The organism is Gordonia jinhuaensis, assembly GCF_014639795.1.
GTDB classification, from domain to species: Bacteria; Actinomycetota; Actinomycetes; order Mycobacteriales; family Mycobacteriaceae; genus Gordonia_B; species Gordonia_B jinhuaensis.
In genome coordinates, this window is the sequence record NZ_BMGC01000003.1 from 74,868 (window position 1) to 100,123 (window position 25,256).

22 protein-coding genes and 1 pseudogene are annotated in these 25,256 nt (G+C 66.7%); 13 read left to right on the forward strand and 10 right to left on the reverse strand.

The features are described 5' to 3' along the window. Window positions 1-71: 71 nt before the first annotated feature. Window positions 72-1,520, reverse strand: coding sequence for a lipase family protein (locus IEW22_RS02980; protein ID WP_229742127.1), 1,449 nt, complete (start codon window positions 1,518-1,520; stop codon window positions 72-74). 183 nt (window positions 1,521-1,703) lie between these two features. Beyond that, a complete protein-coding gene (ramB, locus tag IEW22_RS02985; protein WP_188585110.1) occupies window positions 1,704-3,116 on the reverse strand; it encodes an acetate metabolism transcriptional regulator RamB in 1,413 nt (470 codons plus the stop codon). 347 nt (window positions 3,117-3,463) lie between these two features. On the opposite strand from ramB, the gene aceA reads away from it, so the two are divergent. The 3 genes from aceA (at window position 3,464) to metE (ending at window position 8,347) form a co-directional block, all read left to right on the forward strand. After that, a complete protein-coding gene (aceA, locus tag IEW22_RS02990; RefSeq protein WP_188585111.1) occupies window positions 3,464-4,750 on the forward strand; it encodes an isocitrate lyase in 1,287 nt (428 codons plus the stop codon). Window positions 4,751-5,036: 286 nt separating this feature from the next. Then, window positions 5,037-5,915 carry a 3-hydroxybutyryl-CoA dehydrogenase gene (locus IEW22_RS02995; protein ID WP_188585112.1) on the forward strand — a complete coding sequence of 293 codons (879 nt, stop codon included), beginning with the start codon at window positions 5,037-5,039 and terminating at the stop codon, window positions 5,913-5,915. 68 nt (window positions 5,916-5,983) lie between these two features. Next, complete coding sequence (gene metE / locus IEW22_RS03000; protein ID WP_188585113.1) at window positions 5,984-8,347, forward strand: 5-methyltetrahydropteroyltriglutamate--homocysteine S-methyltransferase; 2,364 nt, start codon at window positions 5,984-5,986, stop codon at window positions 8,345-8,347. Between the two features lie 36 nt (window positions 8,348-8,383). Here metE and IEW22_RS03005 read toward each other — a convergent pair whose 3' ends face one another. Beyond that, on the reverse strand, window positions 8,384-9,220 hold the full coding sequence (locus IEW22_RS03005; protein WP_188585114.1) for a TetR/AcrR family transcriptional regulator: 837 nt from the start codon (window positions 9,218-9,220) through the stop codon (window positions 8,384-8,386). A 255-nt stretch (window positions 9,221-9,475) separates the two neighbouring features. Between IEW22_RS03005 and IEW22_RS03010 the strand changes: the two genes are divergently transcribed. The 6 genes from IEW22_RS03010 (at window position 9,476) to IEW22_RS03035 (ending at window position 14,836) form a co-directional block, all read left to right on the forward strand. Further along, entirely contained in the window at window positions 9,476-10,693 is a 1,218-nt protein-coding gene (locus IEW22_RS03010; protein ID WP_188585248.1) for a DUF445 domain-containing protein, read from the forward strand. A gap of 349 nt (window positions 10,694-11,042) precedes the next feature. Beyond that, window positions 11,043-11,468, forward strand: coding sequence for a helix-turn-helix domain-containing protein (locus tag IEW22_RS03015; protein ID WP_188585249.1), 426 nt, complete (start codon window positions 11,043-11,045; stop codon window positions 11,466-11,468). Next, window positions 11,465-12,256: a heparin-binding hemagglutinin gene (locus IEW22_RS03020; RefSeq protein WP_188585115.1), complete on the forward strand. Its 792-nt coding sequence runs from the start codon at window positions 11,465-11,467 to the stop codon at window positions 12,254-12,256. Before IEW22_RS03015 ends, IEW22_RS03020 begins: the two co-directional genes overlap by 4 nt. 163 nt (window positions 12,257-12,419) lie before the next feature. Beyond that, on the forward strand, window positions 12,420-12,731 hold the full coding sequence (locus IEW22_RS03025) for a DUF2516 family protein (RefSeq protein ID WP_188585116.1): 312 nt from the start codon (window positions 12,420-12,422) through the stop codon (window positions 12,729-12,731). A 78-nt stretch (window positions 12,732-12,809) separates the two neighbouring features. After that, complete coding sequence (locus IEW22_RS03030; RefSeq protein WP_188585117.1) at window positions 12,810-13,754, forward strand: MerR family transcriptional regulator; 945 nt, start codon at window positions 12,810-12,812, stop codon at window positions 13,752-13,754. Next, entirely contained in the window at window positions 13,751-14,836 is a 1,086-nt protein-coding gene (locus IEW22_RS03035; RefSeq protein ID WP_188585118.1) for an alpha/beta fold hydrolase, read from the forward strand. The genes IEW22_RS03030 and IEW22_RS03035 overlap by 4 nt, the downstream gene beginning before the upstream one ends. Here the strand turns inward: IEW22_RS03035 and deoC are convergent. Beyond that, complete coding sequence (gene deoC, locus IEW22_RS03040) at window positions 14,804-15,493, reverse strand: deoxyribose-phosphate aldolase (RefSeq protein ID WP_188585119.1); 690 nt, start codon at window positions 15,491-15,493, stop codon at window positions 14,804-14,806. The genes IEW22_RS03035 and deoC overlap by 33 nt on opposite strands. A 118-nt stretch (window positions 15,494-15,611) precedes the next feature. On the opposite strand from deoC, the gene purU reads away from it, so the two are divergent. Further along, window positions 15,612-16,490, forward strand: a complete 879-nt coding sequence (purU, locus tag IEW22_RS03045; RefSeq protein ID WP_229742145.1) for a formyltetrahydrofolate deformylase — start codon at window positions 15,612-15,614, stop codon at window positions 16,488-16,490. 127 nt (window positions 16,491-16,617) lie between these two features. On the opposite strand, the gene IEW22_RS03050 is transcribed toward purU, so the two are convergent. Further along, window positions 16,618-17,823, reverse strand: coding sequence for an HNH endonuclease (locus tag IEW22_RS03050; protein WP_188585121.1), 1,206 nt, complete (start codon window positions 17,821-17,823; stop codon window positions 16,618-16,620). A gap of 206 nt (window positions 17,824-18,029) precedes the next feature. Between IEW22_RS03050 and IEW22_RS20545 the strand changes: the two are divergent. Further along, window positions 18,030-18,647: pseudogene (locus IEW22_RS20545) on the forward strand (S26 family signal peptidase); the annotation flags it as partial. Here IEW22_RS20545 and IEW22_RS03060 read toward each other — a convergent pair. The 5 genes from IEW22_RS03060 to IEW22_RS03080 all read right to left on the reverse strand — a co-directional run bounded on the left by IEW22_RS03060 (window position 18,586) and on the right by IEW22_RS03080 (window position 22,481). After that, window positions 18,586-19,548, reverse strand: a complete 963-nt coding sequence (locus IEW22_RS03060; protein WP_188585123.1) for an LmeA family phospholipid-binding protein — start codon at window positions 19,546-19,548, stop codon at window positions 18,586-18,588. The pseudogene IEW22_RS20545 and the gene IEW22_RS03060 sit on opposite strands and share 62 nt — an antisense overlap. Window positions 19,549-19,620: 72 nt before the next feature. After that, window positions 19,621-20,424 (reverse strand): carbon-nitrogen hydrolase family protein, encoded by an 804-nt coding sequence (locus tag IEW22_RS03065; protein WP_188585124.1) that lies wholly within the window; start codon window positions 20,422-20,424, stop codon window positions 19,621-19,623. A 5-nt stretch (window positions 20,425-20,429) separates the two neighbouring features. Further along, entirely contained in the window at window positions 20,430-21,131 is a 702-nt protein-coding gene (locus tag IEW22_RS03070; RefSeq protein ID WP_229742128.1) for a class I SAM-dependent methyltransferase, read from the reverse strand. 146 nt (window positions 21,132-21,277) lie between these two features. Beyond that, the gene (locus IEW22_RS03075) at window positions 21,278-21,877 is read right to left on the reverse strand and encodes a DUF2505 domain-containing protein (protein ID WP_188585125.1); all 600 of its coding nucleotides are present in this window, start codon (window positions 21,875-21,877) and stop codon (window positions 21,278-21,280) included. Window positions 21,878-21,968: 91 nt separating this feature from the next. Beyond that, window positions 21,969-22,481, reverse strand: a complete 513-nt coding sequence (locus tag IEW22_RS03080; RefSeq protein WP_188585126.1) for a DUF2505 domain-containing protein — start codon at window positions 22,479-22,481, stop codon at window positions 21,969-21,971. Between the two features lie 113 nt (window positions 22,482-22,594). Here IEW22_RS03080 and IEW22_RS03085 point away from each other — a divergent pair, with 113 nt between their 5' ends. Together IEW22_RS03085 and IEW22_RS03090 are read left to right on the forward strand one after the other, a co-directional pair. Beyond that, complete coding sequence (locus IEW22_RS03085; RefSeq protein ID WP_188585127.1) at window positions 22,595-23,677, forward strand: UDP-N-acetylmuramate dehydrogenase; 1,083 nt, start codon at window positions 22,595-22,597, stop codon at window positions 23,675-23,677. Between the two features lie 324 nt (window positions 23,678-24,001). Beyond that, window positions 24,002-25,255 (forward strand): L,D-transpeptidase, encoded by a 1,254-nt coding sequence (locus tag IEW22_RS03090; RefSeq protein ID WP_188585251.1) that lies wholly within the window; start codon window positions 24,002-24,004, stop codon window positions 25,253-25,255. The last annotated feature ends 1 nt before the right edge of the window (window position 25,256 follow it).

Below are 25,256 nucleotides of genomic sequence, written 5' to 3' on the forward strand. Positions count from 1 at the left end.
CGGTAACCGAGTGCGGTGGTGCCGGGCGCCAGAATGCGGGCCGCATGAGACGGCCGGATCGTCGGAGTCGTTCACGTGCCGCAGGTCGACGGCGCGGGGAGCCCCTGTAACCGATCGTCGATCCAGCTGATCGCACCGGGGAAGCCCAACACCGAGGTGGTGAAGTGCTCGCCGAACATCGCCCGGTAATCCACCCGCACACCCAGCGCGCACTGCGCGCGGGCGAGGTCGAGCGCGCCGACCGCAGGGATCCACCACTCCTGCTGTCCCTGATAGATGTAGAGCGGGGTGCCCGAGCGTCCGCTGGTGAGGTCGGCGAGGGCGAAGATCTGCTGCGCCTGCACACTGTGGAAGGGGTCGGGCACACGTGACATCATCTGCATCGGAAGGAAACTCGCCCCCATCGCGGTCAGCGGAGTCGAGCACAGGTTCTTGATCGGTGAGGTGGCCAGCCACCGCGCGAGGTTGTTCATCATCGGCGGCAGTCCGGGATTCTCGCGTGCGATACCCAACGTCGCGGCATGCAGCAGACCCGTGCCCAGATTCGCATTCATCGAGCCCACCAGCATGCGGAAGTCAGCGGGCACGCCGCCGATCGCGGCGCCGACCAGACGTGAACGCAATTCGGGCGCATAGGAATCCACGGCATCGGCGGCGGCCCGGGTGGCGATGGCGCCGCCGGAGTAGCCGGTCATCGCCACGCGCGACCCGGCGAGTTCGGCCGGGTCGAATGCCGTTGCCGCTCTGATCGCGTCGAGGATGATGTGCCCGGCGATCTGCGGTGCGGCGTAGGCCATCCGCGGGCCCTCGTGATCGGGGATGATCACCGCATATCCGCGCAGCGCGGCGAGCTGGGTGGTGGGCGGTAGGAACTCGGTGTTCAGGTCGTCGAAGGAAAAGCCTCGGGCCAGGCGGTATCCCGGCGTGCAGGTGGTGCCGAGGGAATCGATGGCCAGATTGTTGACCACCACGGGCCGACGGCCCTGCGAGGGCAGAGCCGTACGCGGCATGACCACGGTGGCCGTCGCGATGGTCGGGTGGCCGGTGGAATCGGTGGAGCGGAACTTGAGCTGGCGCACCCATCGGACGGGTGCGAGGACGATCGACGAGGCCGTGGCCGTCACATCCCGGTGCGCGATCAGCGCACCGGGCGCCAGTCGCGCGAGATCGCGCGGCGAGTCGTCGAAGAACGGGTCACCGGTCGGGCTGGGGAACAGTGATGCCGTGGCCGGCGGAGGCGGTATGACCGAGTCGATCAGCTCTGGCACTGCCGACGGAATCGGTTGGTACTGAGGGGGTTCGGCATGTAGTGGTTCGGCGGTGGCCGGTGGCGGAAGTATCGTGGGCGCGGCGAACGCCGTGGTGAGGGCTGTGGTGGCCAGGATGATCGACGCCAGCATCGCCGCCGTACCCGGTCGGACTCCGGTACCCGGTCGGACTCCGGTACCCAGTCGGACTTCGGTACCCGGTCGGACTCTGGTACCACGTTGGGCTCTGGTGATCAGTCGCCATCGACGCATGGACGCACCTCGTTGTGCGGTGGACGCGGCGCGGCGACTCTCGAGTGACCAGACCCGACCCGTCTCGTCCGTGGTTGTCGCTTCCGCACCGACCGTAACACCGATGCGGTGACCTGCATCACGCATTCGCCGGTGTGGATTGGCCGATGCGGATTACAGGTGTGTCGCGGTGCCCGATCGGCCTCAGTTCTGAGTCAGATAGGGCGAGATGGTGCTGCGGTGCTCGTCGACGTCGAGTGCGGCGCCCAGCGGGGGGAACGCGCGTTGTGGGCAGTTCTGCCGTTCGCACACACGGCAACCCGCGCCGATGGGCACCACATGCGCCTGCGGTCCGATCTCGAGACCGTCGGAGTAGACGAGGCGTCCGGCATGGCGCAGCTCGCAGCCCAGACCCAGCGCGAATGTCTTACCGGGCTGTCCGTATCGTGCGGCACGGGTCTCCACCGTGCGCGCCACCCACAGGTAGGCGCGACCGTCGGGCATCTGGGCGATCTGGGTCGATATCTTGCCCGGCGATCCGAACGTCTCGTACACATTCCACAGCGGACAGGTGCCGCCACTGGAGGAGAAGTGGAATCCGGTGGCCGACTGACGCTTCGACATGTTCCCAGCGCGGTCGATGCGCACGAAGGTGAACGGGACACCGCGCAGATTCGGGCGCTGCAACGTCGACAGGCGGTGGCAGATCGTCTCGTAGGACACCGAGTAGAAGGCCGACAGCCGCTCGATGTCGTAGCGGAAATCCTCTGCCGCCCCGTGGAATTGCGAGTAGGGCAGAACTGCTGCGGCCGCGTAGTAGTTCGCCAGGCCGTGGCGGGCGAGGGTGCGGGCCTCGTCGCTGGTGAAATTGCCCTCGTCGACGAGTCCGTCGATGAGGTCGCCACATTCGAGATAAGACAATTCGGCCGCCAGTCGGAACACCCGCTGTCCGGAGGACAGATGCCGGGAGATCTCCAGCCGTCGGGTCTGCGGGTCGAATTGATGCAGCACGGTGTCACCCATGTCGACGCGGCGCACCACCGTGATGCCGTGGACCGTCTCGAGTCGGTTCTGGATCTCAGCGCGGATGTCGGCATTGTGCATACGCATGCGCGTAGTGAGATCTTCTGCGGCCGTGTCGAGTTCGTGGATGTAGTTCTGGCGTTGGTAGAAGAAGTCGCGGACCTCCTCATGCGGAGCGGTGATCGACCCGCGCATGCTGCCGTCGGTGCGACCGTCGGTGGCGGCGGCGAGCTGGTCGGCGGCGATCCGGTAGCGCTGATGGAGGTTGACCATTGCACGCGCCAGTGCCGGGTGGGTGTCGACGAGTTCGCCGATCTCGCGGCTGTCGATCCCGGTGGCCACGTCGTCGTCCATGAGCACCTCGCGCACCTCGGCGATCAGTCGCGCGTTCTCCTGGCTGGAGAAGAAGTCGGCGTCGACCCCGAACACCTCGGACACCCGCAGCAGGACCGGCACGGTCAGCGGCCGCGAATCGCGCTCGATCTGGTTGAGATAGGACGGCGAGATCTCGAGTGTCTGGGCAAGTGCCACCTGCGACATACCGCGCTCGGTCCGCAGCTGCCGCAGACGGGCTCCCGCATAGGTCTTCGCCATCAGTGCAGCCTCCGCTTCATGTGATTGCAGTCACAAAATCGCGCCATTGGGGTGTGGAAGTCGACATCTGTACCGCGTGTGTGGCGCCACGGTCGCGCCGGTCGCCCGTCAGAACTTGCAGTACGGACGTACTTTTTGGGCGTCAGGCGGTCCGGGTTCACACATCCGATCTTCGCAAGATTTGCAAAATGGCGCAAAAAGATGGCTCGGATTTACACCTGAGGGCGGGTGGACCTGCGGGTTTGGTGTGTGGCACCCTGTGTGCAGGCAATGCCTGAGGAGACTGTCGCCTTGCGAAAAGTGCGACAGCCGGGGACGTGAGAACCAACGAAAGAGAAGTGGCGAACATGAGCACGGTCGGACAGCCGAGGACCCCTGCTGAGATCCAGAAGGATTGGGACACCAATCCGCGCTGGAAAAACGTCAAGCGTGACTACACCGCTGAGCAGGTGGCCGAGCTCCAGGGCTCCGTCATCGAGGAGTACACCCTCGCCCGTCGCGGCGCAGAGCTCCTGTGGGAGGGCGTCAACAGCGACAACTACATCAACGCACTCGGTGCGCTGACCGGCAACCAGGCCGTGCAGCAGGTGCGCGCCGGACTCAAGGCCATCTACCTGTCGGGCTGGCAGGTCGCCGGCGACGCCAACCTCTCGGGCAACACCTACCCCGACCAGTCGCTGTACCCGGCCAACTCGGTTCCGGCCGTGGTGCGTCGCATCAACAACGCCATGATGCGCGCCGACGAGATCGCCCGCGTCGAGGGTGACAAGTCGGTCGACAACTGGGTCGTGCCGATCGTGGCCGACGGTGAGGCCGGCTTCGGCGGCGCCCTCAACGTCTACGAGCTGCAGAAGTCGATGATCCAGGCCGGCGCCGCCGGTACCCACTGGGAGGATCAGCTGGCCTCGGAGAAGAAGTGCGGCCACCTCGGTGGCAAGGTGCTCATCCCCACCCAGCAGCACATCCGCACCCTGACCTCGGCCCGTCTGGCCGCCGACGTCGCCAACACCCCGACCGTGGTCGTGGCCCGTACCGACGCCGAGGCCGCCACCCTGATCACCTCCGATGTCGATGAGCGCGACAAGCCGTTCATCACCGGTGAGCGCACCGCCGAGGGCTTCTACAACGTGCAGAAGGGCATCGAGCCCTGCATCGCGCGCGCCAAGGCCTACGCACCGTACGCCGACCTGATCTGGATGGAGACCGGCAAGCCCGATCTCGAGCTGGCCCGTCAGTTCGCCGAGGCAGTCAAGGCCGAGTACCCCGACCAGCTGCTGGCCTACAACTGCTCGCCGTCGTTTAACTGGAAGCAGCACCTCGACGACGCGACCATCGCGAAGTTCCAGAACGAGCTCGGCGCGATGGGCTTCAAGTTCCAGTTCATCACGCTGGCCGGCTTCCACGCCCTCAACTACTCGATGTTCGACCTGGCTTACGGCTACGCCCGCGAGCAGATGGCCGCTTACGTCGACCTGCAGGAGCGCGAGTTCGCTGCCGAGGCACGCGGATACACCGCCACCAAGCACCAGCGTGAGGTCGGTGCGGGCTACTTCGACCGCATCGCCACCACCGTTGACCCCAACAGCTCCACCACGGCGCTCAAGGGCTCGACCGAAGAGGGCCAGTTCCACTGAGCCCCGTTGTGTGACAGCGCCGCTCGTCTGATCACGATCGTGCGCTGATCACCGCCGGAAACGAACGAAAAGCCGGGATGGGCATGGATATTCATTCAGTCTCATCCTGGCTTTTCGCTTTTCCCAACAGATTTCCCACTAGACTTCTGGGCGCGACACCGGTCGACCCGCCTCGCGATATCTCGACCGATGTGCGCGATGACTCGACTTATGTCGATGTGCCCCACACCTTCCCGCGGCTCACATGAGCCGCGACCAATCATCACCAGTTCGAGGAGCTTGAGAAATGGCGAGCGAGAAAATCACGAGGGTCGGGGTCATCGGCGCCGGCCAGATGGGGGCGGGCATCGCCGAGGTCTGCGCCCGTGCGCACACCGATGTGCTTGTCTACGAAGCGACCCGTGAGCTCGCTGCCGCCGGACGGGCACGCATCCTGCGGTCGCTCGATCGCGGTGTCAGCAGCGGCAAGCTCACCGAGCGTGAACGCGAACAGGCCTCGTGGCGACTGCGTTTCACCTCCGATCTGGGTGACTTCGCCGATCGCCAACTGGTGTGCGAGGCGATCGTCGAGGACGAAGAGGTCAAGACCGAGATCTTCCGCGCCCTCGACAAGGTGATCACCGACCCGAACGCGGTGCTCTCGTCGAACACCTCCTCCATCCCGATCATGAAGCTGGGCATGGCGACCGAACACGCCGAGCGTGTGGTGGGCATGCACTTCTTCAACCCGGTGCCCGTGCTGCCGCTGGTGGAGCTGGTCACCACGCTGATGACCTCGCCCGAGGTGGCCGAGCGTGCCGAGAACTTCGCCCACGATGTGCTCGGCAAGCAGGTGATCCGCTCGGCGGACCGCTCCGGCTTCATCGTCAACGCGCTGCTGGTGCCCTATCTGCTGTCGGGAATCCGCATGGTGGAGAGCGGATTCGCGACCGTCGAGGACATCGACAAGGGCATGGTGCTCGGTTGTGCGCACCCGATGGGTCCGCTCAAGCTCACCGACCTCGTCGGACTCGACACCGTCAAGGCGATCGCCGACAAGATGTACGAAGAGTTCAAGGAGCCGCTGTACTCGCCGCCGCCGCTGCTGCTGCGCATGGTGGAGGCCGGGCGTCTGGGCAAGAAGTCCGGACATGGCTTCTACCAGTACCCCGAGACCACGAAGTAGCCATCGCAGTTCATCTGGGCTGACAGCTCGTCTGGGCTGACGGCCTCGCCAGACAGGACAGGGTAGGGATGACGAACCCGGGATCGCGAACACAGGCAGGGCGAACACAGGCAGGGCGGGCGCTCGACGGCGAGATCGAGTACGGCTCATCGATTCTCGGCTATCCGCGAATCGGCGCACGACGTGAGCTCAAGCGCATGCTCGAGTCGTACTGGCACGGTGGGTCCACGCGCGAGCAGCTGGTCGCCGCCGGCCGTGAACTCGCCGACGAGACGTGGCGTGAGCTCGCGGCCACCGGCCTCGAGCAGGTGCCGGGTAACACGTTCTCCTTCTACGATCACGTGCTCGACAACGCGCTGCTCTTCGGTGCCCGGTCGTCGCGATTCGACGACGTGGCCGCCGATCTTCATCCGCTGGATCTGTACTTCGCGATGGCGCGCGGCCTGCCGGATCATCCGGCGTTGGAGCTGATGAAGTACTACGGCACCAACTATCACTACCGTCAGCCCGAGATCAACTCCGCGACACCGTTTTCGCTGCACGCCGAGGATCTGCTGGCCGAACACGCGCGCGCCAAGTCCGAGGGTATCGAGCTGCGTCCGGTGGTGCTCGGACCGATCTCACTGTTGCTGCTGTCGAAGGCCGAACCCGGTTCGCCCCAGGGGTTCTCGCCGATCGACCGGATCGACGAGCTGGTCGGGGTCTACCTCGAACTCCTCGACGCGCTGGCCAAGCAGGGCTGCAAATGCATCCAGCTCGACGAACCGGCATTCACCAGCGACCGCACCACCGAGGAACTGGCGCTGCTGGGTCGTGTCTACGACCAGCTCTCGGCTGCCTCTGTGCGTCCGCGACTGCTGGTGACCGGCCAGTACGGCGACCTCGGTGAGGCGCTGCCGGTGCTCGCGGCCACCCGCGTCGAGGCGATCGGACTCGACCTGGTGACCGAGCGCATCAGCGCCTCGTCGCTGGCGAAAGTGCCCGGCCTCAAACGCAAGCGTCTCTACGCCGGGGTCATCAACGGCCGCAACGTGTGGAAGGCCGACAAGGCCAAGACGTTGGACTACCTCCTCGAACTCAAGGAGGTGTGTCCCGACCTCGTGGTGTCGACCTCGACGAGTCTGATGCATGTGCCGATCGACCTGCTGATCGAGTACGACATCCCAGGCGACGTCGCCGACCGCCTGTCGTTCGCCAAGCAGAAGGTGCGCGAGGTCGTGACGTTGGCCAAGGCGGTCTACAACGGCGCTCCGGAGGAGTGGTACAAGCGTCCGCGGAAGATGGACTTCAAGCTCAAACACGATGTGCGACAGCGTGTTGCGGCCATCACCCCGCAGATGCGCGAGCGGGCGCCCTATGAGGAGCGCAAACCCGCACAGGATGCGGTGCTCAACCTGCCGCTGGTCCCGACCACCACCCTCGGGTCGTTCCCGCAGACCACCGAGATCCGTACCGCCCGTTACGAATACGGTCAGGGCCGACTGAGCTGGGATGAGTACGTCGAGGTGCTCAAGGCCGAGATCAAGCGGGTGATCGAGCTGCAGGAGGACATCGGCCTCGATGTACTCGTACACGGCGAGGCCGAGCGCAACGACATGGTGCAGTACTTCGCCGAGTTGATGGACGGTTTCGCGGCCACCCATTTCGGGTGGGTGCAGGTGTACGGGTCGCGGTGTGTGCGACCGCCGGTGCTCTACGGCGACGTCAAGCGCAAGGGCCCGATGACCGTCGAGTGGATCAGCTACGCGCAGTCGCTGACTGAGAAGCCGGTCAAGGGCATGCTCACCGGGCCGCTGACGATGCTCGGCAGATCCTTTGTGCGCCAAGATCAGCCGTTGTATGAGACGGCCGAGCAGATCGCACTGGCACTGCGCGACGAGGTGGCCGACCTCGAGAAGGCCGGCATCAAGATCATCCAGATCGACGAGCCGTCGATGCGTGAGCTACTGCCGCTGCGTGAGCGAGGTCGCGAGGGATACCTCGACTGGGCGGTCAACGCGTTCAAGCTGACCGCGGGCGGAGCCAAACCCGCGACGCAGATCCACACGCATATCGGCTATTCGAGTATCGCCCAGGTGGTCGACGCCTTCGACAAGCTCGACGCCGACGTGACCTCGATCGTGGCGACGCGCTCGATCGACTGGGTGCTGAGCCAGCTCGCCGAGCGCGGCACCGCGATCGCGCGCGGGGTGGGGCCCGGTGTCTACGAGAGCCGTAGCGCTCATATCCCCGAGATCGACGAGATCGACGACCGGATCCAGCGGGCCGCGAAGGTGATCGGCGCGGAGCGGTTGTGGGTGAACCCGGACTTCGGCCTCAAGACGCGGTACTACTGGCAGCTCGAGCCGTCGCTGCGCAACATGGTCGCCGCTGCCCGGCGTGAGCGGCGTCGGCTGGCGGCCGGTCAGGCGACGGTCGGCGCGAGCCGCTGACGGCTCGGTCGCTGGCCGCGCGGTGGGCGCGAGCCGCTACGGGCTGACCCGGCCGGCGCTGTCGGGCAGGTTGGGCAGTGTCGGCGGGTCGGGCAGTGGGTGGGGCATCGAGGCGAACACCTCCGGCGAGCCGCCTGCCGCCAGCACGCCGACGATTGAGCTCCAGACCATCATGGTCAGGTAGTCGACGAGCTGCTCCTTGGTCACCCGCCGTTCGACCATCCACCAGTGGGTGGCCAGCTCGATCGCGCCGACCAGCGCATACGACCACGTCTCCGAGCCAGAGGTGTCGAAGGTGCGCTCGAACAACCGGCTGTTCATCGCATGGGTGAGCATCTGGGCGACCAGCCGCTCGGAGTCTGCGACCGCACCGGTGGAGGCGTTCGACGACATCACGAAGTTGTAGATCGCCGGTTCCTCGGCGACGGTGTCCACGTACACCGACACCGTCGTGCGGGTGAGGGTGAACTCGTCGACCTCCTCGGTGAGGGCGTCGGCCAGACGCGGGGCCAGTGTGGTCTCGATGAACCGGGCCATCGCGGCGGTGGACAGGTCGTTCTTGTCGGTGAAATAGCGGTAGAGAACGGTCTTGGACACCCCGATATGCGAGGCGATGTCGTCCATCCCGGCATCGGCGCCCAACGCACGCACCGCGTCGAGGACGCCGTCGACGAGTTCTTCCCGGCGGGCGGCCTTGTGATGCTGCCAGCGCGCGCGCCGTCCGTCGGGGCGAGGTGCGGCGGCGTCGGAACCGGAGGTCGACTCGGGTGCCGAGCTCGACTGCCCCAACAGGTCGGGGAGGTGTTTGGTTGCGTTGGCGGCCACGGCCACCGCGGCGCGCGCGGCGGCGGCGGGATTGGGTCGCGTGGGCATGGGGCAACACTACGTGAGCGGCTGCCCGTACAGGCGTGTCCCGTGCAGATGACTGGCTCGATATGCGCCGCCGGGTAATAGTGAGGGGTGACCTCAGATCTCGCCCGGAACACCCCCACCGCCGACACCGGTGATTCATCTCTGCGCGGCGACGCCTCGCGTGGCGGCCGCTCTCATGACGGGGGCTCGCATCGCGGGGGCGGGCCGAGTCTGTTGAGCACCGGTGACGAACAACGTCGATCGGGCCTGCGCAGGATGAAGGTGGTGGCCACCAGCCTGCTGATCGTGGCCACGGTCATCTACTTCCTGATGCGCTGGCTCGAACATCGCGACGGCGCGAACGTCGCCGCATGGGTGGGGTATGTGCGCTCAGCCGCCGAGGCCGGCATGGTTGGCGCACTCGCCGATTGGTTCGCGGTGACCGCGCTGTTCAAGAAGCCGCTGGGTCTGCCGATACCACACACGGCCCTCATCCCCCGCAAGAAGGACCAGATCGGCGATCAGCTCGGTGAGTTCGTGGAGGAGAACTTCCTGACCCCGACCGTGATCGAGGGACGCGTCGAATCGTTGCGGCTGCCCCAACGCGTCTCGCACTGGATCGCCGACCCGGCCCACTCCGAGCAGATCTCCGCCGAGGCCGGTCGGCTGATCGGGCTGGTCGCCGAGATGCTCGACGACGAGGACGTGGAACGCTTCATCACCTCGACGGTGCGGTGGGTCGCCGAGCCGCAGTGGGGGCCGCCGGCCGGGCGCGTCCTCGAGCAGTTGATCGCCGAGAACCGGGTGGAGCCGGTGATCCAGCTGCTCTGCGACCGGGCATACGACTGGGCGGTGGGCAGTCAGGATGTGATCGATCGCGTGGTCGACCGGGACGGTCCGAGCTGGTCGCCAAAGTTCGTGAACCTGCTGGTCGGGGACAAGATCCACCGCGAACTGGTCGAGTTCGCGCGCAAAGTGCGTGACGACCCCGACCACGAGGTCCGCGGTGCGATGCGGGCGTTCGCCGCGAAGTTCGCCGACGACCTCCAGCACGACCCGGCGACCATCGAACGTCTGGAGCGCGTCAAGTCGGAGTTCATCGGGCGCGACGAGGTGACCGGTGCGGCCTCCACGGCGTGGAAGGCGGGTAAGGCCGTCATCGAAGAGCTCATCGCCGATCCGCACGGCACCTTGCGCGCGACGCTCGCCGATTCGGTGATCGAGGTGGGCAAGCGCATCGAGGGTGATCAGGCGTTGCAGGACAAGATGACCCAGTGGACCGTGCGCGCGGCCCGACATATCGCCGAGAACTACTCGCGCGAGATCATCTCGGTGATCACCGACACCGTCCGTAGCTGGGACGCCGAGGAGACCAGCCGCAAGATCGAGCTGCAGGTGGGCCGGGATCTGCAGTTCATCCGCATCAACGGAACCGTGGTCGGTGCACTCGCAGGCCTGGTGATCTACACGATCTCGGTGCTGCTGTTCCACTGAGCCGGTGCTGCAGTCGCAGTGAGCCGGTGGTGCAGTTCCAGTGAGTTGGCTCACAATGAGCAACTGCTGTTAGCAGAGTGCTTGCACGAGCAAGCAGATGCGGTCACAATGGGTGATGTCAGGCCGATGAGTCAGACGGCATGACAGGAAGTGACCGACTATGCCGAACATCCCACGCGACCTCGAGCCCACCGGGGACCCCGACAGCGCAGGCGTGATCGGCGGCGGTGAGACGACCCCGCACGGCGGCGGGACCGACAAGGACTCCGGCGTCGACGATCAGCTCTCGAACGATGATCAGCTCTCGAACACCGTGGCGGCCAGGGCATCCGCGGCTGCCGCGTCGAGTATGGCGGCCGCATCGAGTATGGCGGGCGCCGCGCACGACATCGGTGCCTTCATCCGTTCGCAGCGCATGTCTGCCGAGGTGTCCTTGCGGCAGCTCGCCGAGCGGGCGGGTGTCAGCAATCCGTACCTCAGCCAGATCGAACGCGGACTGCGCAAACCGTCGGCCGAGGTACTCGGCCAGATCGCCAAAGGTCTGCGCATGTCCGCCGAGGTGCTCTACGTGCAGGCCGGAATCCTCGAGGAGCACGCGGCCAGCCCGGTTCGCGACGCTCTCCTGGCCGACAAGCACCTCACCGAGCGACAGCGGCAGATGCTGCTGGAGATCTACGAGTCGTTCCGCACGTCCAACCGCAGCGGGGAGACGACCCACCCGATCGACCCGACCCAACCGACAGGCCCGACCCAACCGACAGGGGAACAGAAATGACGAACACCGACCGTATTGCCAATCCGATCTACGCCGCCGTCGGCGCCGGTGATCTCGCGCTGAGCCAGGTCGCCGGGGTTCTCTCGACGCTGCGCACCCGCACCGAGAGTGCCACCGAGGCCGCATCGGCTCGACTGGGTGAGACCAAGTCGCGCATCGAGTCGCTGCCCGAGGAGGTGCCGGCCGGTATCGAGGAACTGCGCACCAAACTCAGCCCCGAGGAGATGAAGAAGGTCGCCGACGCATACCTGCAGGTGGCCACCAGCATCTACAACGCACTCGCCGAGCGTGGCGAGGACGCTCTCGAGCGGTTCCGTGCGCAGCCGGCGTTCCAGGAGCAGCTCAGCCGCGCCGAGAAGGCCTACAACGACGTGGTCGACCTGACCGAGGACACCCTCGGCACCGTGTCGTCGCAGACCCGTGCGGTGGGGGAGCGTGCCGCCAAGCTCGCCACCCGCGCCGCCGCACGTAGCGAGGAGATCAGCAATGACCTCCTCGAGGCCGGAGCCGACGCCGAGGAGAAGGCCAACGAGGCCGCCTCGAAGATCGCCGGTGCCGCCGGCGCTGTCGAGGGCAAGGCCCGCACCGCCAAGGACTCCCCGGCCAAGAAGATGGCGGCGGCGCATACGACCACCACCAACGGCACCGCGAAGACCACGCGGACCTCCACCACCAAGTCGACCCCGACCAAGTCGACCACCACCAAGAGCACCACGGCCAAGACGACACCGGCCAAGAGCGCCACCAAGAGCACCGGCGCCAAGGACACGACCTCCACCGAGGAGTGAGTGCTCGTCGACCGTGTCGGTGAGCTGGTCCGAGACCTGGTCCGAGACACTGCCGGTGAGAGCCAGTCCTAGAGCCAGTCCGAGAGACTGTCGCTGAGATACTGCCCGGTTCGGATCCCCCAGGGGACCCGGACCGGGCAGATCCGACAGTAATGTGATGGTCATGGGTGTCGTCTCGGTCCTGCACTACGGCCAAAGTCTGATTCTGCTGCTGCTCACCATCGTCGGAGGGGTGGCGGCTGTCGTCGCACTGGTCCACGCGATCAGCCAGCGGCCCGACGCATTCACCGCCGTCGACAAGCAGTCGAAGAAGTTCTGGGTGATCGTGCTGGCGCTGGCCGCGGTGTTCATCTGGATCTTCGGAGCGATCTCGCTGCTCGGGATCATCGGGATCGTGGCGGTGTTGGTGTACCTCGTGGACGTGCGCCCGCGTGTCGATTCCATCCAGGGCAGGCACTGGTTCCGCAAGAGCTGATCGGCGGCGTTCCCGCCGCGCTATCGGCGCGCAGATCACCGGCGTTGGGCGATGATGCCTGCTGGCTACACTGAGTCGGTGGCCGAGTACCGAATCAACGAACTGTCGGATGTCTCGGGTGTCAGCGTGCGCAACATTCGCGTCTACCAGGACCGCGGCCTGTTGCCGCCGCCGCGTATCAAGGGCAGGACGGGCTGGTACTCCGACGAACACCTGGTGCGACTGAACCTGATCGCCCGGATGCTCGACCGCGGCTACAACTTCGCCACGATCAGCGAACTCCTGCTGGCCGCCCACCACGGGTTGAAAGTGGAGTCGGTGCTGCACGACGCACCCAAGCCGAGCCGGTGGCGCAACTTCAAACGAGCGGCGACGATCACGGTCACCGAATTGCGGCGGACTCTCAACGCCAGTGACACCAGTATCGCGCTGGGGCAGCGACTCGGGTTGCTGGTCCGTGAGGGCAAGGACTATGCGATCGCCAACCCGGAGGTGCTCGAGGGCGCCGAGGCGCTGGTGAAGGGTGGCATCCCGCTTGAACTGCTGCTGGAGCGGTGGGAGCGGGTGCAGGGTGACCTCGAAGATGTGGCCCGCAGCTTCGTCTCCCTCATCACCGATCAGTACTTCGGCGAGGATGGGCGGCTGCTGGCCACCAGCGACGCAGAGGTCTCGAAGATCGCCGGGCTGATCCAGTCGGTCCGTCCGATGGCGCACGACATCGTGCTCACCACCTTCCGCAAGGCGCTCGACGATGCGATCTCCACGGCGCTCGCCGAGGCGTCGGAGATCTGGGGTGGTCAGGATGGCGAGGCGGCCGGTGGCAGCACAGCCGAGGCTGCTTTGAATGCCAGCCCGGATTCTTTGAATGCCAGCCCGGATTCGGATGCCGACCCGGATTCGGATGCCAGCCCGGATTCGAGTGCCGGCGCTGATTCCGATGCCGGCCCCGAGGTCGGTGAGAGCGACACATCCGGGCACGACAGCGACGCCGCCGCGCGCGCGGCTACAGGAGGCGGGCGATGAAAACACTGGGCAAGACGCTGATCGGGCTGGGTGTGGGCGTAGCGCTGGCGCCGGTGGTGACCGTCGTCGGTGCGCTCGCCAAGGAGGTGGCGCTCGCACCGCATCCGAGGCAGGCCCCGCATGAGCCGTTGCTCGACGAACCCACAGCCCCGGCAGAACTCATTCGTGTGGTCGCCGACGACGGCAGCCCGCTCAACGTGATGGCCTACGGCCCGGCCGACGGTGAGGTGATCGTGCTGTCGCACGGCTGGACCTGTCAGGGCTCGTACTGGTATCCGCAGATCAACGCTTTCGCCGACCGTTATCGCGTGGTGGTGTACGACCAGCGCGGCCACGGCCTCTCACCGGTCGGGTCCAGTGACCTCACCCAGGATCGCCTCGCCGCAGATCTCGCCGCCGTGCTCGAAGCCGTTGTCCCCGAGGGCAAACGCGCCCTCATCGGCGGTCACAGTATGGGCGGGATGAGCATCCTGTCGTGGGCTCGCAACTATCCCGAGGCTGTCGAGAAGTACGCGCGCGGTGTGCTGCTGGCCTCGACGGGCGCGATCAACATCCTGCACGAGCTGGCGATCGTGCCCACCGACCTGCCGTCGTTCGCACTCCCGTTGCGGCGTGCAGTGGCCTCGTCAGTGGCGTACACGCCTGTCCCCGTGCTGCATTCGCCGTTGTCGCGACGTCTCGGGCAGTATCTGGCGCTCGATGACCATGCGACCGCCGAAGCGGTGCGGTTCTGCGAGAAGATGATGTTCGACACCCCCACGCGCGTGCGCTCACGCTGGGCACGTCTGTTCGGCCGACTCGACGTGGTGGCCGGGCTGGACGCGCTCACGGTGCCGACCACGATCGTCGTCGGCGACCACGACCGGCTCACCCCGCGGCTGCACGCCGACATGATGGCCGAGCGGTTGCGCGCACATGACGTGCTCGCCGAATACGAGGTGCTCACCGACACCGGCCACATGAGCACCGTGGAGTCCGCGCATGCGGTCAACGAGTCGATTGCGCGACTGCTCGCGATCACCGAAGACGCGGCGGTAGTGGGCGCCGATTCACTCGGGGAAGCCGTCGAGCACCGCGCGTGAGCCGGACAGGCCGAGTCGGGTTGCCCCGGCGGCGATGAGTTCGGCGGCGAACTGCGCGGTGCGGATGCCGCCGCTGGCCTTCACGCCGATCCGCTCCGGCACCGCTGCGTGCATGATCTCGACCGCGCGGACGCTGGCCCCGCCGGCCGGGTGAAAACCGGTGGAGGTCTTCACCATCGACGCACCAGCTGCCACCACGCGCTCACACACCGCGGCCAGCAACTCATCGTTGCCGAGTTCGAGCAGTGCGGCCGATTCGACGATCACCTTGAGCACCACGTCCGGGCCGATGGCCTCGCGGACGGTGAGGATGTCGGTGAACACCTCGTCGAGTGCACCGGCGAGCGCCGCGCCCACGTCGATCACCACGTCGATCTCGTCGGCGCCGCTCTCGACCGCCAACCGCGCCTCGGCGCCCTTCACCAGCGAATGGTGTTTGCCCGAGGGGAAGCCCGCCACCGCGCAGGTTTTCACCGCGCCGCCGGTGGAGATGGGCAGCATCGACGGTGACAGGCACACCGCATAGACGCCGAGATCGATCGCCTCGGCGACTGTGGCCTGTGCGTCGGCGCGCGTCGCCTCCGGCTTGAGCAGGGTGTGATCCACGATCGCCGCGACGTCGGATCGGCGCAGTTCGGTAGGTGCTGAGGCAGGCATGGCATCGAGCTTGGCACACTGGACTGCTGTGACATCTGCCGACCATGCCGAACATTCCCCCGCCGAGCGTTCTCCAGCCGACGAACGCCGCCCGCAGTCGTCGACCGTCCCCACGCCCGTGGTTTCGGGTGAGGAACACCGCTATGTGCTGACGCTCGGTTGCCCGGACACGGTGGGCATCGTGGCTCGCATCTCGGGATTTCTGCAGGACGTGGGCGGGTGGATCACTGAGGCGGCGTATCACTCCGACCCGGACTCGGGGTGGTTCTTCACCCGACAGGCTGTTCGCGCGGATTCCGTCGCCGTCTCGCTGGACGAGTTGCGTGCTCGGTTCGCCGCCGAGGTGGCCGATTCCCTCGGTGAGGGCACCCAGTGGGCACTCACCGACTCGGCGGCGCCCAAACGAGTGGTGCTGCTGGTGAGCAAGGAGAGCCATTGCCTCGGCGACCTGCTCGCGCGCGCCTACCGCAAGGAGCTGCCCGCCGAGATCGTAGGAGTGGTGAGCAACCACCGTGACCTCGAGGACCTGACCGCCCGGTTCGGTGTTCCGTTCCGGCATGTGCCGTTTGAGCCGGGTGCCGACAAGGCGCCCTCGTTTGCGATGCTGCGGGAGGTGGTCGACGGTTTCGCACCTGATGTGGTGGTGCTGGCCCGGTTCATGCAGATCCTGCCTGACGAGCTCTGCCGGCACTGGGGTGAGCGGGTGATCAACATCCACCACAGCTTCCTGCCGTCGTTCATCGGGGCGCGGCCCTATCACCAGGCCTACAAGCGCGGGGTGAAGCTCATCGGCGCGACCTGTCATTACGTCACCGCCGATCTCGACGCGGGACCGATCATCGAGCAGGACGTGACGCGCATCGATCACGGCGACTCGGTGGCCGACATGGTGCGGCAGGGTCGCGACATCGAGACGCTGGTGCTCGCACGCGGGTTGCGCTGGCATCTGGAGGATCGAGTCCTCGTGTACGGCTCGAGGACCGTCGTCTTCAACTGAGCCGGTGCTGGCTGAAGGCCCTTCCACTATGGAGTTGTCAAAGAACAGGGGAGTCGTCAAGGTGCGCGGTTGTCTGCGGTTCTTGCTCAGGTGATCACGTCCGGTGATCGAACTCGGATGATCATGCTCAGGCGGCCAGGGTCATGGTGCGGCGGTGATAGGACGGCAGCAGCGTTCGACTGGGGTCCACGGTGGCGGGCGGCCGGAGCCAGGGGTGGCGATCGTGACCCATCACGATCTCCCAGCCGTCGTGATGTACCGCCGCGTGGCACGCCGGGCAGAGCAGGCAGCCACAATCGAGGTCGGTGACCCCGCCGTGCGACCAGTATTTGACGTGATGTGCGTGCGACCAGGCGGCGGGCGCACCGCACTTGACGCAGCCCTTGTCGCGAATTTCGATGGCACGCTTGAGTTTTGGCGGAAATATGCGCTCAGTCCGGCCCATCGCCAGTGGCACCCCGTTGTCGTCGGCGACGATCGCTTCCACGCGCGCATCACAGGCGAGGACTTCTGCGGTGAGAGTGGGGACGATGCCCATCCACCCGATTCGCGGCAGGTTCGGCTGTGCGGCGGGCACGATCACCGATACCTGTGCCTTGGCGATGGTGCTGCCGGTCATCGAGGCCAGTTGCACCAGCGCGTCGACTCGGCGCTGTGCCGCAGAGCGCGCATCCGATGAACCGTCGGGTTCGGGCCGGGGTGCGGAAAGCGCTTCGATCGCGGTGGTGATGACGGCCGCGCTGGTTGCGTCGATGTCCGCGACGAGAGCGACGCGACCTTCCGGTGTCGTGCTCATCGTCAGCTCGTTGGCGCCTCGATCGGTTGCTGGGTCGACACCGGTGGGGGAATCGGCCGCGAGCTGATTCGCGATACCTCGGGCGGTGTCGGCGATCTGGGCGGGGCTAGCACATGAGCGGGCCTGGGCAAGGAGCTTGGCCTCGCAGTCCTCACGCGCAGTGTCGTCGAGGCCGCCGGATCGCCGCTCGATCACCGCGATGCCAGCCGTGATCGCATCGGTGACCTCGGCACCGAAACGCCCGTGCGTGAGGTCGCCTGCAGTGGGTCCGAGCGCCGTCACGCGCGTCGACAGCCGCGAGATCCGCGCAGCGACCGCCGGTACCAGCCCCGCAGCGACCAGTAGTTCGGTGAGTCGTCTGCCGTGCCTGCGGGCCAGACCACACTGGTCCATCGTTGCGGCCAGTTCGACCAGTCGCGCATCGGTCAGGTTGCGGATGCGCGCCCACGACTGGGCGTCGGCGAACAGTGCGGCATCGGAATCGGGTTGTGCGGCAACGGTGTCGGCGATGAGATCGGCCAACTCGCTCGGGGTCATGATTCAAGACTACTCAAACACACGTTCTATTGAAGGGGCTGCCAGAGAAATCATTCACGTGAATGACAGAGCGCAGTTCTCCCGGCCATGGCAGCCCCAGCTGTTGGCCTGACCAGCGCGTGTTGGACGCCGTCGCGTCAGTGGGGCGAGATCGACGCCACGGACCCGATGCGTGAGGACGGGTAGATGATGAAGCGAACTCTGCCGTGGTTCCCTCGGAGTCGATGGAGAAAACGCTCCACGGCTGCAGCGGTTGCACGAACGATCGCATCGTCGTCGACAAACTGTCGTACCGCTTCAGTGATCCGAAACCCGGTGATGTCGTGGTGTTCGCGGCGCCGACGTCGAGCTGGGATGACGACTGGACGTCGAAGCGCTCCTCGAATGCCTTCGTCCACGCGATACAGGACGGTCTGTCGTGGTTCGGTTTCGCCCCACCAGACGAAAACGACCTGGTCAAGCGCGTCATCACCGTAGGCGGCCAGACCGTGGAATGCCGCGCCGCGCAACACGTCGGGGTCACGGTCGACGGAACGCCCCTGCGTGAGCGCTGCATCGATGCCCGACTACAGCAGCGAAACGGCTTCTTTCAAAACACTTCGTACTGCCGCCCGACGAACGTCTGTAGACCCCAGCTGAGCGCGAGCACGACCACGACGAGCACCACGATCTCGACGATCCACGAGTGGCGGCCGCGACGACGGAGATCGCTCGACTGCGCCCCGACTCATCGGAAGCAGTCGACCGCCCCCCGACCCGGCCTCACACCCCGCACGAGTAGCTGTTGGTCTGACCGCTGGTGGGGCCGAGGGTCTCCTTGTTGAACAGCACGTCTTGGCCGTGCACGGCGAAATCGACACCGTCGGATTTCACGGCGAGCTTGTCGAAGTGGAGTTTGTCGAAGACCGGCGGGAACATCGACGAGGAGAGCGTGTCGACGATCGACTGGGCGACGTCGGTGGGCAGTCCGAACACCAGCGCGCTGGCGCGGTCCACCTTGAACGACAGCTTGCCGTCGGTGATGGTGGGGGTCACCGTCGCCTCGACCGGGATGCTCACCAGCATCGTCACGCTGGCGTTGACAGTGACGGTGCCGGCACTGGGGTCGCCGACGATCTTGTCGATCTGGACCGGCGAGGCCGACTGGTCGGTCTGGCCCGACTGCCCGCTCTGGTCGGTGCCACCTGCGGTGGCGCCGCTGCCCGACCCCTGGTTGCTGAGATCGACCACGCGGGAGAACGGCAGGCTGCCGCTCGCGGTCAGCGACCCGGCGCTGAAGCCGTCGTCCTTGGACGACACGTCGTTGGCGCGACCGTGCAGCGACATGTGGGGGCTCCCGTCGGAGTTCCCGTCGTCGTTGGTGTCGACCTGGAAGTACGGGGTGTTGCCCGAGGCCCACTGCCACAGCATGGGCGTCTTCGACAGTGACACCGACGTGGAGGTGCCGGTGACCTCGCCGAATGCCTTCTCCGAACACGCCGTGATGCGGTGGCGCAGGTAGAGCTCACTGCCGACGCCGGCGATCACTACCACGAGCACCAGGACCAGCGCACTGATCCCGACGATCATCCCGCGATTGCGCTTGGGTGGCTGTGGACCGGGCGCACCCGCCGGGGGTTGTTGCCGCGGCGGCGGACCGGCCTGCGGGCTGCTCGAGCGGCCATCGGCGGGGTACCAGCCGTCGGGCAGCGGCCTGGTGGGCTGATTTCCGTGAGGTTCGTTCATCACGCCCGATTGTGCCCTCTCTGTCGGTGCCGATCGTGAGACTTCCCTGAGAACCGGGTGAGGGTCACGGCGTCAGAATCGACGGTTCGCGAGCACCGCGACACTCTTGCGAGCGGCGTCCACGGCCGCGAAGTCCAGGTCGAACACCGCCGACTCCGGCGCAGTGCCCAGCTCACCGTGTACGACGCCCAGCGGGTCGACCAGCAGCGAGTGACCGATGCCGGTGGGCGCACCCGATTCGCGCGCAGCCGGGTCGATGGGCAGCGCCTGGCCGACGGCGGCCACATAGCTGGTGGAGTCGAGCCCACGCGCGGCGGCCAGCAGACGCCATTGCGCGAGCTTGCCCGGCCCGGCACCCCATGAGGCCGGTACCACGATCAGTGACGCACCCTGGGACGCCAGCGTCTGGAACAACCCCGGGAAACGGATGTCGTAGCAGGTGGCCAACCCGACCGTCACGTCGCCGACCTGCATGGTCACCGGCTCGGTGCCGGCCTCCACGGTTCGCGACTCCTCGAAACCGAATGCGTCGTAGAGGTGGACCTTGTCGTAGCTGGTCACCGAACCGTTGGGCGCGGCCGCGATGAGCGTGTTGCGCACGCGCGAGCGGTCGTCGCGCGGCTCACCCGGGGTGAACATCCCCGCCACGATCGTCATCCCGGCGTCGCGGGCCAGGTCGGCGATCGCCGACCCCCACGGACCGTCGACCGGCTCGGCGACCGGACTCAGGGGTACACCGAATCGGCACATCGTCGCCTCCGGGAACACCACCAGGTCGGCGTCGCGTTCGGCGGCGCGGCCCACGTACTCGGCGACGGTGGCCAGGTTCTCGGACTTGTCGGCAGACGAGGAGATCTGTGCCAGGGCGATTCGCATGCCGTTCAGCCTAGAGGGGCCACGGTGTCCCAGCCGACGGTGAGAATGTTGTCACGCGTCGGTGTGCGGCTCACCTCACAGTCGACGCCCATGTCGCGCAGGATCTGCGTCGCCCGACGCCAGCGCTGCCGCGGGCCGAACGGGGCCAGCGGGGCGGCCAGCTCCCACGCACGGTCGGCCGCGGTCAGCAGATCGTGGATCGGCTCGCCGGGTACGTTGCGGTGGATCAGCGCCTTGGGCAGCCGCTCGGCCAGTGTCGACGGGCGGTCGGTGTGTTCGGGCGACCAGGCCAGCGTCAACGTGCGCGGACGGTCTTCGTCGAGCAGCACCCACGAGCAACGCCGACCGATCTCGTCGCAGGTGCCCTCCACGATGAGACCGCCGGGCGCCAGTGCCGACTGCATCTGCGACCACGCCGGCCCGACCTCGTCCTCGTCGTATTGGCGCAGCACGTTGAAGGCGCGCACCAGCGTCGGTCGCAACCCGGCGAGCTCGAAACCGCCGAGCGCGAAATGCACCCCCTCACGATCGTCCACCACGCGTTCGGGGTCGATCTCGAGTCCGGTGACGGGCAGATCGTCGACGATCCGACGCAGCCACCGGGCCATCTCCACCGTGGTGTCCGGGCGCGCGCCATAGCCCAGATCGACCACCAGGGGCGTCGGCGACTCCCGCAGCGCCTCGGCGATGTCGGGGTGATGGGTCATCCACCGGTCGACCCGGCGCAGGCGGTTGATGCCGGTCGTCCCGCGGGTGATGCGCCCCTCTGGTCGTGCCCGGCCTGCCCCTGATCGGCCCGGTCGTGACCGAGGTGCCGAGGGCACGCCCGGACGTGCGGCGGGGTCGTTCTGGTTCAGAGGTTCTCGTCGATCCATCCGGCGGTGAACTCCGCCTCGCTGCGGAACAGGTCCACGAGGTTGACCAGCATCAACTGTTCGAGTTTGCCGTTGATGAACGGCAGGAAGACCTTCACCTCGGTGGTGCGTCGGTTGGTCGACCCGGTCTCGGTGTCGAAGAGTTCCTGCCAGCCGTTGAGGCTGCCCGGACCGGCCGGGATCGAGGCCGTGTAGGTGCCCTCGGCGCGCCGGCCGTCCGTGGCGGGCTCGCCGCCCCCATCAGCACTGCTCCCGTCGGCACCACCCCCATCAGCGCCACCGGTGCCGGCGTCAGTCGTCCCGGCGGCCAGCGGTCCCAGGGACTCCTTGCGGGTGATGACCATGTCCTTCTTCATCACCGTCTGGGCGATCGCGGGCAGCTGTGTGCGCGGGATGGTCTGCAGCAGCGTCACCGACAGACCCTCGTCGCCGGAGATGAACTCGACGATCTCCGACTGCGGGGTGAGCTTGCGGAACTCCTTCATGCGGGCGTCCCACATGTCGCGGGAGGCCAGCGCGGAGTAGACCTTGTCAGCCGGATGGGTGTACCGGGCGGAGTAACTCAGCCGTCGTGCCATGGCTCAAGAGGCTACCCGGTCGGCGCTGATCCACCGGGCGAGCGACCGCATCGCGTCCCGCACGTCGACGCCGGAACGTCCTCCGGCGCTGTCAGCCCGCCAGTTCGGAGCGGTGCTCGGTGTACCACTCGTCGGTGACGCGCGCCTCGGAGTCGAACAGCTCGTCGAGGTTCTCCACGATCATCGCCTCGATCTTGGAGCCGAGGAACGGGATGCCCACCGAGGCCTTGCCGCTGAGCTCTTCGACGCTGCCCTCGCCGGAGTTGTGCACGGTTGCGGTGCCCTCCGCGGAGGCGGGCGCTCCCTGGACCGTCGCGGTGAACTCGCCGTCGAGGCTCCCGACCGCGTTACGCCAGCTGATGGTGCGCGTGATGAGCAGATCCCCCGGCCGGATCTTGGTGACCACCGAGGGCAGGTTGGCCTCGGGGATGGTGTGCACCAGCGTCACGTCCACGATCCCGTCGTCGATGTCGACCTCCTCGACGGAGGTGGGCGTGGGCATCCCGGCGGCAAGATCGGTCCAGTACGAGGAGGTGCGCAGGACGCGCCAGTAGTCGGCGATCGGCATCGAGTGGCTGATCGTACGGTGCAGAGTGCTCGGCATAATCGCCAACGCTACCGTTGCCGCCAGAGGTGAGTGCGCACGAGGATGCGCACTCGCGGGTGCGTGTGTGTGTCGGTGTCGGGTGTGACATCCCGGAGAGGGGTTCATCGGTGATGACTGCGGGCGGGTCACGAGAGTTGTCGTCGATGACGACACTGCGGCTCGGTGGTGCGGCACGCTCGGTGGAGGTCGCCGCGACTGACACCGAACTGGTCGACAAGGTGGTCGACCTCGCGCAGGTAGGGGATCCCTGGCTGCTGGTCGGCGGCGGCTCGAATCTCGTGGTCTCCGACGACGGATTCGACGGCACCGTGGTGCGCGTCGCCAACGCCTGGACCCGCTACGACAGCGAACACCACCCGCTGCACCGTGAGCACCGCCCGTATGTGACCGCCGGCTCCGGCACCGTCTGGGACGATCTGGTCGCCGAGACGGTCGAGCGGGGACTCGGCGGTCTGGAATGCCTGTCGGGGATCCCCGGGATGGCCGGGGCGACCCCGGTGCAGAACGTCGGCGCCTACGGGGTGGAGGTCGCCGACATGCTGCGCGGCGCCGAGGTGGTCGATCCGCTGCGTGCGGTGACCAGCTGGACCCGCCCGCACGATCTCGGGTTCGGTTACCGCACCAGCAGCCTGAAACGCTCGGGTGAGGGTGTGGTCGCGGCCGTGTCGTTCTGGCTGACCGACGACGGGCTCAGCGCGCCGATCACCTACCGCGAACTGGCCACCACCCTCGGTGTCGAACGGGGCGCCCGCGTGCCGGTGGCCGCCGCGCGCGCCGCGGTGCTGGCCCTGCGCCGGGCCAAGGGGATGGTTCTCGACGCCGCCGACCACGACACCTGGAGTGCCGGTTCGTTCTTCACCAATCCGGTGGTGACCGACGCCGGACTGTCGGAGGTGACCGCCCGGGTCGCGGCCGAACTCGGGGATCAGACCGTGGTGCCCACCTATCCGGCCGAGGGTGGGACCAAGCTGTCGGCGGGGTGGTTGATTGAGAACGCCGGATACGGCAAGGGTTATCCCGGTGCCGAGGCACCCGTGCGCCTGTCGACCAAACACACCCTGGCCCTGACCAATCGCGGTCACGGCACGACCGCCGAACTGCTCGACCTCGCCCGCGACGTCCGCGACGGGGTCGCACGCCGCTTCGGCGTGCAGCTGGTGCCCGAGCCGATCCTGGTCAACTGTGCGTTGTGAGCGTTCGCAGCGCTGTGCGCGTTGTGTGCAGCCGATCATCTGCCCGCGCATATCCGATCTCGGTATTCGGTGACGCCCGCGGAATCGGGTGAACGGGAAATCATTCGCAACGGGTAACCAATTCGCGATTCGGGCCGATAGGCAGTGGTGACCGATTCTGACCACGATGCCGACGTGCCCGGTGCCGACGTACCCGATGTCGACGTGCCTGATGCCGCGACCGAGGCGTGCATGACGAGCGTACGTCGCAATTCGGGCCGGCAGGTACGCTTGACCACCGTGATCGAAGATCGTAAAGGTGTACGTCACTTTCGTGAGGTACTGATGAGTCGCCGCCGCGTCCTGGGTGTGCTGGGCGCGGGAGCGGTGGCCGTCACCGCCGCCGCATGTGGAACGAAGTCGGAGTCTGCCTCGACCGCGTCGACGAGCAAGACACCCCCGCCGCCGGTCGCGCAGATCACCTACAGCCCGCAGCTGACGGCCGTCCCGTCGCCGACCGCGCCGATCTCGGCGAAGGTCTCCGAAGGCACCTTCAACACCGACGTGAAGCTCACCAATGCCCGTGGCACCGTGGTGAAGACCGAGCTGTCGGACGACCGCACGACCGTCACCGTGGCCGAGCCGCTGGGGTACGGCGTGCAGTACACGTGGTCGGGCACCGCGACCGGGACCGACCGCAAGACGGTCCCGCTGCAGGGGGCCTTCACCACCCTGGACCCGCAGTCGCAGGTCAATGTGGTGATCAACATCGCCGACGGCGCCTCGGTGGGTATCGCCGCCCCGTTGATCCTCAAATTCGACTCCGACATCACCGACAAGGCGGCGGTGGAGAAGGCGCTGAAGGTGACCACCACCCCGGCGACCGAGGGGGGCTGGGCCTGGCTGCCCGATGACAACGGTTCGCGGGCGCACTGGCGGCCCAAGGAGTACTGGGCACCGGGCACCACGGTGGCCATGGTCGGCAAACTCTACGGTCTCGACCACGGCGACGGTGCCTACGGTGCCTCCGACGTGACCAGCAACTTCACCATCGGTCGATCGCAGATCGTCAAGGCGGATGCCAACACCCACCAGATCGTGGTGGTGACCAACGGTTCGCCGAGTGCGACCTATCCCTGCAGCTATGGCGAGGGCGACGTGGACCGCAACGTCACGCGCACCGGCATCCATGTGGTGAGCGAGAAGCATCCCGACTTCTACATGAGCAACCCGGCCGCCGGGTATTTCAATGTGCACGAGCGCTGGGCGGTGCGTATCTCCAACAACGGCGAGTTCATCCACGCCAACCCCAATACCGTTGGGGTACAAGGGTCGTCGAATGTGACCAACGGATGCATCAATCTCTCCACCGATAACGCCGAGTCGTATTTCAACACCGCGATCTACGGAGATCCGGTGGAGGTGACCAACACTCGCATCGACCTCTCGGCCGCCGACGGCGACATCTACGACTGGACCATCGACTGGCCCACCTGGCAGAGCATGTCGGCTCTGGTCGGTGGTGACGACTCGTCGTCTCAGGACGCTCCGGCCACGCCGTCGGATGCGCCGAAGCTCTCGCCTGCACCTGCGGGTTAGC

Coding starts and splice junctions, on each gene's coding strand:
- IEW22_RS02980 (WP_229742127.1), bottom strand. CDS start 1,520: ATGCGTCGATGGCGACTGATCACCAGAGCCCAACGTGGTACCAGAGTC.
- ramB (WP_188585110.1), bottom strand. CDS start 3,116: ATGGCGAAGACCTATGCGGGAGCCCGTCTGCGGCAGCTGCGGACCGAG.
- aceA (WP_188585111.1), top strand. CDS start 3,464: ATGAGCACGGTCGGACAGCCGAGGACCCCTGCTGAGATCCAGAAGGAT.
- IEW22_RS02995 (WP_188585112.1), top strand. CDS start 5,037: ATGGCGAGCGAGAAAATCACGAGGGTCGGGGTCATCGGCGCCGGCCAG.
- metE (WP_188585113.1), top strand. CDS start 5,984: ATGACGAACCCGGGATCGCGAACACAGGCAGGGCGAACACAGGCAGGG.
- IEW22_RS03005 (WP_188585114.1), bottom strand. CDS start 9,220: ATGCCCACGCGACCCAATCCCGCCGCCGCCGCGCGCGCCGCGGTGGCC.
- IEW22_RS03010 (WP_188585248.1), top strand. CDS start 9,476: ATGAAGGTGGTGGCCACCAGCCTGCTGATCGTGGCCACGGTCATCTAC.
- IEW22_RS03015 (WP_188585249.1), top strand. CDS start 11,043: ATGGCGGCCGCATCGAGTATGGCGGGCGCCGCGCACGACATCGGTGCC.
- IEW22_RS03020 (WP_188585115.1), top strand. CDS start 11,465: ATGACGAACACCGACCGTATTGCCAATCCGATCTACGCCGCCGTCGGC.
- IEW22_RS03025 (WP_188585116.1), top strand. CDS start 12,420: ATGGGTGTCGTCTCGGTCCTGCACTACGGCCAAAGTCTGATTCTGCTG.
- IEW22_RS03035 (WP_188585118.1), top strand. CDS start 13,751: ATGAAAACACTGGGCAAGACGCTGATCGGGCTGGGTGTGGGCGTAGCG.
- deoC (WP_188585119.1), bottom strand. CDS start 15,493: ATGCCTGCCTCAGCACCTACCGAACTGCGCCGATCCGACGTCGCGGCG.
- IEW22_RS03050 (WP_188585121.1), bottom strand. CDS start 17,823: ATGACCCCGAGCGAGTTGGCCGATCTCATCGCCGACACCGTTGCCGCA.
- IEW22_RS03060 (WP_188585123.1), bottom strand. CDS start 19,548: ATGAACGAACCTCACGGAAATCAGCCCACCAGGCCGCTGCCCGACGGC.
- IEW22_RS03065 (WP_188585124.1), bottom strand. CDS start 20,424: ATGCGAATCGCCCTGGCACAGATCTCCTCGTCTGCCGACAAGTCCGAG.
- IEW22_RS03070 (WP_229742128.1), bottom strand. CDS start 21,131: ATGACCCATCACCCCGACATCGCCGAGGCGCTGCGGGAGTCGCCGACG.
- IEW22_RS03075 (WP_188585125.1), bottom strand. CDS start 21,877: ATGGCACGACGGCTGAGTTACTCCGCCCGGTACACCCATCCGGCTGAC.
- IEW22_RS03080 (WP_188585126.1), bottom strand. CDS start 22,481: ATGCCGAGCACTCTGCACCGTACGATCAGCCACTCGATGCCGATCGCC.
- IEW22_RS03085 (WP_188585127.1), top strand. CDS start 22,595: ATGACTGCGGGCGGGTCACGAGAGTTGTCGTCGATGACGACACTGCGG.
- IEW22_RS03090 (WP_188585251.1), top strand. CDS start 24,002: ATGAGTCGCCGCCGCGTCCTGGGTGTGCTGGGCGCGGGAGCGGTGGCC.